General features: G+C 38.0%; 2 protein-coding genes and 1 pseudogene. 2 read left to right on the top strand and 1 reads right to left on the bottom strand.

Annotated elements, in window-relative coordinates:
- A partial coding sequence (locus tag B3B27_RS07165; RefSeq protein ID WP_286847194.1) for a hypothetical protein occupies window positions 1–503 on the bottom strand: 503 nt, incomplete at its 3' end.
- Between the two features lie 521 nt (window positions 504–1,024).
- Here B3B27_RS07165 and B3B27_RS07160 point away from each other — a divergent pair.
- Together B3B27_RS07160 and B3B27_RS07155 are read left to right on the top strand one after the other, a co-directional pair.
- Window positions 1,025–1,432: a hypothetical protein gene (locus B3B27_RS07160; RefSeq protein ID WP_238868486.1), complete on the top strand. Its 408-nt coding sequence runs from the start codon at window positions 1,025–1,027 to the stop codon at window positions 1,430–1,432.
- Between the two features lie 38 nt (window positions 1,433–1,470).
- Window positions 1,471–1,747, top strand: a pseudogene (locus tag B3B27_RS07155) (hypothetical protein); the annotation flags it as partial.

Raw genomic sequence — 1,747 nt, 5'->3', positions numbered from 1 at the left:
CTTTTTCCCAATTGTACTTCGTAGGTTCTGTTGATGTCGGCCACAACCCGATTATTCTCCCGAACCCCGCTAATGATCCCTTTTCCTGTCAATCCGGTATAGCTGTCCACCGATGCTGTCTCCGTTGTTCCACCATATGTGACTTTGGCGGGCGCTTTTTTCTTCAGGGGGGTATAAGATACATGAAATTTAGGGTCTGCCTGAATAACTTCGGTTGCTTTGCCCTCTGACATAAGAAATATTCTTTTGCCTACATGCATGGCTACAACCATGCTCGGATCGGAAAATTCTTTTTCCCGCTGGTCGGTTTTATCTATAAAAACATATCGGCCGTTTGCCAGATTGAAGTTTAAAGGAACTGCGAACTGCCTTCCATCTTTATAAAAGATGATAGCATCCTGAAAATCCTCAAATAGATACGAAGAATTGGACTTATCTGTTTGAGCTGTTATATAAGTAGAAAGACAAAATGCGAAAATAAGAAGGTGTAAAAGAGATTTCATCCTATTCATTATTTAGAAAAGTCAAAGTTACTTCTATTTACCGAAACAGGGAGATTTGATTGTTATAAATATATTGAACATTTTCTAAAACATTTTCTTACCCGTTGATGTGGATCAACTGAAGCCTTGCTCTGTCACGCCAGCTAATTATTTTATATATGATTAATTGTCAGTGAATTGAAAGATCAGAGGATTAGATCGTCAAAGTCAGGAAAAAGTATTCTCGAGATAAAGAAGGTTAAGGCAGTAAATAACAATATTTTTCGTTATGTAGTTTTAACTAATATAAGTTGCCGTGTTCTTTGAAATGATTTAATTTTACTGTTAATTAAACTTGCCGTTTGTGTGTATTTTTTAACTTTAATTCCGAAAAGGATGAAGACAATTGTTTTAATTTTGGTAGGATCAGCGTTCTGTTTAATCAGTTGTTCTAAGAATGAAGAGTCTGTTTTTTTACTCAATCAGGAATCATAGAGGATAACAATCCATTAAAAACCCGACATGCTATCTTTGAGGATTCTGTGGACGTAATTCCATTCTCACAATCTAGTGGAGAATCATTTCAGGGAGAATTTTCTTATTATAGTAGGAATTATCTTTTACAATTCGATTATAGGATTGATTCCGGAGGACAGGTAACAGAGGCCTATGCGGGAGTCTATGGTAAACACTATTCTGATTATAATTCAAAGGTTGCAGAATTATATACTTTGGGAAGTAAACCTCAATTTTATAATTCTTGGATGGAATTGATTCTCAAATGTAATTATTACGAAGCGACTATAGGAGGTAATGGAACCCTATTTTATTATATTAAAGAACGTTTAACGCTATTAGCTAAATATTATCCAGCTACAAATGAGTATAGTTGTGTAGTAATGGGCAAAGAGAATGGTTTTTGGGATCCCAGAGAGGAGTTATTTCCATGATGCTATCTTGTCGCCTTCTTTAAAATGTCATAAAAACGATGGTTAATAGATTGCTCGTTTATATATGTTGTTTTTTTTTCACTATCCGCATTTCTGCTCAAGAGGCACTTTCTGCAGACACACTGGTGCATCGCTTGTGGAAACAGACCCAGCTCTACCCGCGGGAAAAGATATACGCCCGCACGGACCGACCGGTTTACGTGGCGGGCGACACCCTGCGTTTTAGCGTGCAGGTGGTTAACTTTATCTCGCACCGACCCGAGGGAGCGAGCCGTTACGCGTACGCTGAACTGTACAAGGAGGATTCCCTGGTGT

The sequence above is a fragment of the Proteiniphilum sp. UBA5463 genome, assembly GCF_002427225.1.
In the GTDB taxonomy this organism is placed as follows: Bacteria; Bacteroidota; Bacteroidia; order Bacteroidales; family Dysgonomonadaceae; genus Proteiniphilum; species Proteiniphilum propionicum.
Note: the sequence above shows the minus strand (reverse complement) of the source record. Positions and strands in the feature narration are given on the sequence as shown.